Origin of the sequence: Kitasatospora sp. NPDC047058 (genome assembly GCF_040643935.1) — a bacterium.
In the GTDB taxonomy this organism is placed as follows: Bacteria; Actinomycetota; Actinomycetes; order Streptomycetales; family Streptomycetaceae; genus Kitasatospora.
This window is the reverse complement of the sequence record NZ_JBEYVJ010000341.1, coordinates 1-7,308: the sequence shown is the minus strand read 5'-3', so window position 1 is coordinate 7,308 and position 7,308 is coordinate 1. Positions and strand designations below refer to the sequence as shown.

General features: G+C 74.1%; 6 protein-coding genes and 1 pseudogene. All 7 read right to left on the bottom strand.

Annotated elements, in window-relative coordinates; all coding sequences use genetic code 11:
- Window positions 1-217, bottom strand: a pseudogene (locus tag ABZ885_RS32150) (hypothetical protein); the annotation flags it as partial.
- A gap of 430 nt (window positions 218-647) precedes the next feature.
- Window positions 648-1,076: a type II 3-dehydroquinate dehydratase gene (gene aroQ, locus ABZ885_RS32145; protein WP_360196460.1), complete on the bottom strand. Its 429-nt coding sequence runs from the start codon at window positions 1,074-1,076 to the stop codon at window positions 648-650.
- Window positions 1,077-1,084: 8 nt separating this feature from the next.
- Window positions 1,085-2,173 (bottom strand): 3-dehydroquinate synthase, encoded by a 1,089-nt coding sequence (gene aroB, locus ABZ885_RS32140; protein WP_360196457.1) that lies wholly within the window; start codon window positions 2,171-2,173, stop codon window positions 1,085-1,087.
- Window positions 2,166-2,687: a shikimate kinase gene (locus ABZ885_RS32135; RefSeq protein ID WP_360196454.1), complete on the bottom strand. Its 522-nt coding sequence runs from the start codon at window positions 2,685-2,687 to the stop codon at window positions 2,166-2,168. Before ABZ885_RS32135 ends, aroB begins: the two co-directional genes overlap by 8 nt.
- The gene (gene aroC, locus ABZ885_RS32130; protein WP_360196451.1) at window positions 2,684-3,868 is read right to left on the bottom strand and encodes a chorismate synthase; all 1,185 of its coding nucleotides are present in this window, start codon (window positions 3,866-3,868) and stop codon (window positions 2,684-2,686) included. Before aroC ends, ABZ885_RS32135 begins: the two co-directional genes overlap by 4 nt.
- 329 nt (window positions 3,869-4,197) lie before the next feature.
- A complete protein-coding gene (locus ABZ885_RS32125; protein ID WP_360196448.1) occupies window positions 4,198-5,028 on the bottom strand; it encodes a shikimate dehydrogenase in 831 nt (276 codons plus the stop codon).
- A 34-nt stretch (window positions 5,029-5,062) separates the two neighbouring features.
- Complete coding sequence (mltG, locus tag ABZ885_RS32120; RefSeq protein WP_360196445.1) at window positions 5,063-7,006, bottom strand: endolytic transglycosylase MltG; 1,944 nt, start codon at window positions 7,004-7,006, stop codon at window positions 5,063-5,065.
- Window positions 7,007-7,308 lie beyond the last annotated feature (302 nt).

The window sequence follows — 7,308 nt, the reverse complement described above, 5'->3', positions numbered from 1 at the left end:
GCCCGAGCAGCTCGGTCCGGACCTGGGCGGCCTGCTGCTGGCGTGCCTGCAGCTCGGCGTTGATGGGGCCGATCAGTTCAGTCTTGCCGGCGCCGGCCGGGCCGATCAGCAGCACGGCGAGCGGCCCGGCCGGCGCGTGCTGCTGCGGCGGGTGGGCCGGGAGCTGGACGGGGGTCCCGGAGGGCAGCAGGAAGTGCCCGGTGGCACCGGAGGGCACGGATGCGGGCGCCGCGGGGGCAGGGGCGGGCGCGGGCGCAGGAGGTGCGGGGGCGGGAGCCGGGGCTGGCGCGGGCGGTACGGGCGCGGGCCCGGGCGGGGAGCCGTACGGCGGCCGCCCGGTCACCTGCGGCACGGGCTGCGTCGCCGCGTGCGGGGCCGGTGCCGGCACCGGGTGCGGGCCCGGCGGCGGTCCGGCCGGGGACGGGGTCGGTGGTGGTCCGGCCGGGGACGGGGCCTGCGGAGCCGGTCCCGCGGTCGCGGTGCCGGGGTACGGCGGGGCCGGCGGAGCGACGGGACGTGGGGGGACCTGTCCACCCCCGGCGTACTGCGTCACGGTCACCTCCCGACTTCTTTCAGCGGGGACACTACACGTCGGCCCGGCGGCGGGCACAGTCCGCCGCCGGGCCTCTGACGAGGTCAGCCGCCCCTCAGCGGGTGGTGAGCTGCTCCGCGAGTGCGCGCAGGGCCAGCTCGTACGAGCCGAGGCCGAACCCGGCGATCGTGCCGGAGGCGACCGCGGCGATCACCGAGGTGTGCCGGAAGGCCTCCCGGGCGTACGGGTTGGAGATGTGCACCTCGATCAGCGGCGCGGTCCGCTGGGCCGCGGCGTCGCGCATCGCGTACGAGTAGTGGGTGAAGGCGCCCGGGTTGATCACCACGGGCACCCGGCCGTCGGCCGCCTCGTGCAGCCACTCCACCATCTGCTGCTCGGAGTTGGTCTCGTGTACCTCGACCTCGAAGCCGAACTCCTTGCCGAGCACGGTGCAGCGCTCGACCAGCCCCGCGTACGAGGTGGCGCCGTAGACGTCCGGCTCGCGGCTGCCGAGCCGGCCGAGGTTGGGGCCGTTGAGCACCATCACCCGGGTCACGAGGAGACCTCCGCGTAGGCGGCGACCAGCAGCGACGGGTCGGGACCCTCCAGCACCGAGGTCTTGGCCAGGCCGTCCAGGACGATGAAGCGGATCAGGTCGCCGCGCGACTTCTTGTCGATCTTCATGGCGTCCAGCAGCTTCGGCCAGGCGTCCGCGCGGTAGGTCAGCGGCAGGCCGACCGAGGCCAGCACGCTGCGGTGCCGGTCGGCCGTCTCGTCGTCCAGCCGGCCGGCCAGCCGGCCGAGCTCGGCGGCGAAGACCATGCCGATGGAGATCGCGGCGCCGTGCCGCCACTTGTACCGCTCGTTGCGCTCGATGGCGTGGCCGAGGGTGTGGCCGTAGTTGAGGATCTCGCGGCGGCCGGACTCCTTGAGGTCCCCGGAGACCACGTCGGCCTTGACCTGGATGGCCCGGCGGATCAGCTCGACGGTGTGCGGCCCCGCGGGGGTCTTGGCGCCCTCCGGGTCGGCCTCGATCAGGTCGAGGATGACCGGGTCGGCGATGAAGCCGCACTTGATGACCTCGGCGAGGCCGGAGACGTAGTCGTGCTTCGGGACGGTCTCCAGCGTGTCGAGGTCGGCCAGCACGCCCACCGGCGGGTGGAAGGCGCCGACCATGTTCTTGCCCTCGGCGATGTTGATGCCGGTCTTGCCGCCGACCGCCGCGTCGACCATGCCGAGCAGCGTGGTGGGCATCGAGATCCAGCGGACCCCGCGCAGCCAGGTGGCGGCGACGAAGCCGGCCAGGTCGGTGGTGGCGCCGCCGCCCAGGCCGACGACGACGTCGCTGCGGGTGAAGCCGGTCTGGCCGAGCACCGACCAGCAGTACGCGGCGACCTCGGCGCTCTTCGCGTCCTCGGCGTTGGGCACCTGGAGGACGATCGCCTCGTAGCCCTCGCCGAGCAGGTCCTCGCGGATCGCGTCGGCGGTGGCGGCCAGCGCCTCGGGGTGGATGAGCGCGACCCGCTTGGCCCGGGTGCCGATCAGCGGCGCCAGCTCGCCGAGCAGCTGGTGCCCGACCAGCACGTCGTACGGGTCGTGGCCGGCACTGCCGCCGACGTGAATCCTGACGATGTCAGTCATGGGGGGTTTTCAGCTCCAGTGCTTCCAGTACGGCGTCCGCGACCTGCTCGGGCGTGCGGCCTGCGGTGTCGACGACGGCGGTCGCCACCTCCAGGTAGAGGGGGCGGCGGGCCTCCATCAGCTCGCGCCAACGGGCCCGGGGGTTGACGGCCAGCAGCGGGCGGGGTGCGTCCAGGCCGACCCGCTTGACCGCGTCGGCGAGCGGGACCTCCAGGAACACCACCGGCAGCTCGTGCAGCAGCTCCCGGGTGGCGTCGGCCATCACCGCGCCGCCGCCGAGCGCGAGCACGCCGCCGTGGGTCCCGGCGGCGGTGCGCACGGCGGCCGTCTCCAGCTCGCGGAAGTGCGGCTCGCCCTCGTCGATGAAGATCTCCGGGATCGGCTTGCCGGCCAGCTGCTCGATGTCCGCGTCGGTGTCCCGGAACCCGACGCCCAGGCGCTCGGCGAGCACCCGCCCGACGGTGGACTTGCCACTGCCGGGCGGGCCGACCAGCACCACCAGGGGGCTGGTCATCGGACGATCAGGTTGTCCAGGTAGCCCTGGACGTTGCGGCGGGTCTCGGAGACGTGGTCGCCGCCGAACTTCTCGTTCACCGCGTCGGCCAGGACCAGGGCGACCATCGCCTCGGCGACGATGCCCGCGGCCGGCACGGCGCAGACGTCGGAGCGCTGGTGGTGCGCCTTGGCGGGCTCGCCGGTGCGCACGTCCAGGGTCTGCAGGGCGCGCGGGACGGTCGCGATCGGCTTCATCGCGGCGCGCACGCGCAGCAGCTCGCCGGTGGAGAGGCCGCCCTCGGTGCCGCCGGAGCGGCCGGAGGTGCGCTTGACGCCCTCGGCGGTCGGCACGATCTCGTCGTGCGCCTTGGAGCCGGGGACGCGGGCCAGCTCGAAGCCGTCGCCGACCTCGACGCCCTTGATCGCCTGGATGCCCATCAGCGCGGCGGCCAGCCGGGCGTCCAGCCGGCGGTCCCAGTGCACGTGCGAGCCGAGGCCCACCGGCACGTTGTAGGCGAGCACCTCGACCACGCCGCCGAGCGTGTCGCCGTCCTTGTGGGCCTGGTCGATCTCGGCGACCATCGCCTTGGACGCGTCGGCGTCCAGGCAGCGCACCGGGTCGGCGTCCAGCCGGGCCTCGTCGGACGGCAGCGGCAGCACGCCGGCCGGGGCCTTGGCCGCGGCCAGCTCGACCACGTGGCTGACGATCTCGATCCCGCAGGTCTCCTTGAGGTACGCGCGGGCGACGGCGCCGAGCGCGACCCGGGCGGCCGTCTCGCGGGCGCTGGCGCGCTCCAGGATCGGGCGGGCCTCCTCGATCGAGTACTTCTGCATGCCGGCCAGGTCGGCGTGGCCGGGGCGCGGGCGGGTCAGCGCCTCGTTGCGGGCGAGGCCGGCCAGCACCTCCGGGTCGACCGGGTCGGCCGACATGACCTGCTCCCACTTCGGCCACTCGGTGTTGCCGACCATGACCGCCACCGGGCTGCCCATGGTCTCGCCGTGCCGGACCCCGCCGAGGAAGGTGACCTCGTCCTGCTCGAACTTCATCCGTGCGCCGCGACCGTAGCCGAGCCGGCGGCGCGCCAGCGCGTCGGCCACCACGGCGGTGGTGACCGGTACACCGGCGGGCAGGCCCTCCAGCGTCGCGACGAGTGCGGGGCCGTGCGACTCCCCCGCCGTCAGCCAGCGCAACGTACCCAACGGAGCTCCTTCATCAGCGGACCGGCCACGGGTGCAGCCGCGACCGGCCCGGACGTGCCTTGTCCCTGAATCCTTTCATGCCCCGGGCGCACCCGGGGGCACAGTCCGGGTGACGGACAGCGACCGGCCGACGGGCGGACGCGGCCGGCCGGGTGTCCGGCCGGGCAACGGTTCCGCAGGTCAGCGCCGACCGGCAGGACGCGCCACTGTGACGCGGCACGCCGCGGCGGCACGACACGCCACTACGGCACGGAAAGGCGCTGCGGCATGACCAGCCTGCACGGCACGACGTGCCTCCATGACGCGGCACGCCGCTCCGTCCACGCGCGTCAGCGCGCCGCGAGCGCCGCCTCGCCCGCCGCCCGGACGGCGGCCAGCGGGCCCGGCGTCCGGCCGGTGAACAGCTCGCTCTGCAGCACCGCCTGGTGCACCAGCAGGTCCAGCCCGCCCAGCACGGTCGCGCCGCGCTCCGCGCAGGCCGCGGCCAGTGCCGTCGGCCACGGGTGGTACAGCACGTCGAACAGCGCGCCGGGCACGGCCGGCAGCCCGGCCGCGAAGGCGTCCGTCGCCCCCGCCGGGGTGGTCGAGACGGTGAGCGGCTGGGCCAGCGCCTCGGCACCGCGCTCCCAGTCCGCGGTCCGGACGGCGACGCCCAGCCGCTCGCCCAGCTCGGCCATCTCGCGCGCCCGCTCGGGGCTGCGCACGTAGACCGTCACCTCGCCGGTGCAGATCTGGGCCAGCGCCGCCAGCGCCGAGGAGGCGGTGGCCCCGGCACCGAGCACCGCCGCACCCGGCACCCCGGTGATGCCGCGCTCGCGCAGCGCGTTGACCAGGCCGGGGATGTCGGTGTTGTCCCCGGTGCGCCGCCCGTCGGCGGTGAACACCACGGTGTTCACCGCCTCGACCGAGCGCGCGGTCGGGCTCACCTCGTCGAGCAGCGGGATGACCGCCCGCTTCAGCGGCATGGTCAGCGACAGGCCCGCCCACTCCGCCTCGTCCACCCCGGCGAGGAAGCCGGGCAGCGCGGCCTCGTCCACCTCGAACCGGTCGTAGCGCCAGCCGTCCAGCCCGAGCGCCGCGAAGGCGGCCCGGTGCAGGTCCGGCGAGAGCGAGTGGGCGATCGGCGAGCCGAGGACGGCGGCCCGGTGCTTGCTGGTCAACGCTGGTTCTCCGTGAACGACTCGCCCGCGAGGGCTACTTGGCGGTGGTGCAGTGGCCGCGCGCCTTGTCGTAGGCCTGGCCGGCCGCCTTGCAGTACTCCTCGACGTTGGCCGCGTGCTCCTTGTCCGTCTCCGCGAAGCGGGTCTCGGTCGGGGACATCGCGATGAAGTACAGCCACTTGCCTTCCGCGGGGTTCAGCACCGCCTTGAGGGCGTCCTCGCCCGGGTTGGAGATCGGCCCCGGCGGCAGGCCCTGGTTGATGTAGGTGTTGTACTTGTTCGACCCGTCGTCGATGTCCTTCTTGTCCAGGTTCTTGCGGCCGAGCGAGTACTGCAGCGTGGTGTCCATACCGAGCCGGTGCTTGACGATGCCGTCGTCGGCGAGACGGTTCTGGATGGTCCTGGCCATCTTCGCGAAGTCCGCCCGGTTGTTGCCCTCGGCCTGCAGGATGCTCGCCTCGATGACCACCTCGTAGCCGTTCTTGAGGCCGATCTTCCCCGCCTCCCCGTCCAGACCCGCGTAGCGCTCGGTGGCGTTCTTGACCATGTCCTTGAGCAGGTCCTCGGGCTTCATGCCGTCGGCGATCGAGTAACGGGCCGGCCAGAGGAAGCCCTCGATGTTGCCGTTGGCGTACGCGGGCAGGCCGAGGCTGGCGACCTGCGCCTTGGCGACGCCCGCCGTGGTGCCCTTGGCCAGCTGCAGCTTGTCGTCGATCTTGGCGAAGGTCGCGGCGGCGGTCAGGCCCTCCTGCACGATCAGCTTGTTGCCGCCGTTGGCGTCCACCAGGTTCTGCACCGCCGCCTCGGCGGACATCTCCTTGGGCATGCTGTAGGTGCCCCACTGGATCGTGGTGGACTTCGGGTTCTTGTCGAACGCCTGGGTGAAGGCCTCGACGCTCTTCACCACGCCGGCCTCCTTCAGCGTCAGGCCCATCTGGCCGCCGCTGGAGCCCTGCTTGATCTGCACCTGAACGGTGCCGGTGCCCGCGCCGACGTAGTCCGGCGGCGGGCCGAAGTGGTCCTGGTAGAAACCGTAGCCCCACCAGCCGCCGCCGGCGGCGCCGCCGAGCAGGACGAGGGCGACCAGCAGGCAGGCACCGCCGTTGCGGCGGCCGGCCTTCTTGCCCTTCTCCTTGCGCTTCTTCTTGCCCTCGCGGGAGTTGTCCTCGTCGCCGAGGAAGCCGCCCTGCTCGTCCTCGCCGTCCGCGGCGTAGTCGTCCTGCTGGCCGTCCCACTCGTCCTCGGCCGGCTCGGGCTCCGCCTCGGCCGGATTCGCACCGGCCTCCAGGGCGGCGGCCTCCGCCTCCCAGTCGATGCCGTCCGGGCCCGGCCCGGCCGCGTTCCCGGCCTGCTGCTGCCGCCGCGCGGCCCGCCCGCCCGGCTGCGGGGCCTGCTGCTGCGCCTGCTGCTGTACCTGCTGCGGGCCGGGCTGCGCCCCCGCACCCTGCGGGCCCATGCCCTGCTGGGGCATCCCCTGCTGCGGCTGCTGCTGGCCCTGGAAGGCCTGGAAGTTCTGCTGCTGGCCGGGGAAGCCCTGGCCGCCCTGCTGCTGGAAGCCCTGCTGACCGCCGAAGCTCTGGCCGCCCTGCTGCTGGCCGCCGAAGGTCTGGCCGCCCTGCTGCGGGTAGCCCTGCTGGCCGCCGCCGTACTGCTGCTGGCCCTGCTGGAACTGCTGCGGCTGCTGCCCGCCGTACTGCTGCGGCTGCTGCGGCTGCTGGACCTGCTGACCCTGGGGGAACCCGCCCGGGTAGCTCTGCTGCTGGTAGCCCTGCTGGCCGCCGAAGGTCTGGCCGCCCTGCTGCGGGTAGCCCTGCTGGCCGCCGTCGTACTGCTGCTGACCCTGCTGGAACTGCTGCGGCTGCTGCTGCCACTGGCCGTCCTGCTGGCCGGGGACCGGCTGCTGACCGCCGTACCCGGGGTCACCGGGATGCCACGGCTCGGAGCCCTGGGGGCCGTAGCCCCGACCCAGATCGGTCATTGATCCCCTTACACCGACGGAGACGGCCGGAGGATCGGACCGACCGTCCCGGGACGGCGTCCCGGTTTTTTCTCGAACCGGCGTGCTACCGCATCGCCTGGAGGGAGACGTTACCGTACCGCAGACCGGCCTCCGGCAGGGCCGAGCCCCGGTCAGTGCCCGGACGGTCCGGACGGCACCCCCGCCGAACCGCCCGCCGGCGTGCCCGCCGGAGCGCCCCCGGGAGCCCCGGCCGACGCGCTCCCGGAGGCGTTCCCGGACGCGCTCCCCGGGGAGCCGGCCGGCGCGCGCGGCGCGGGGGC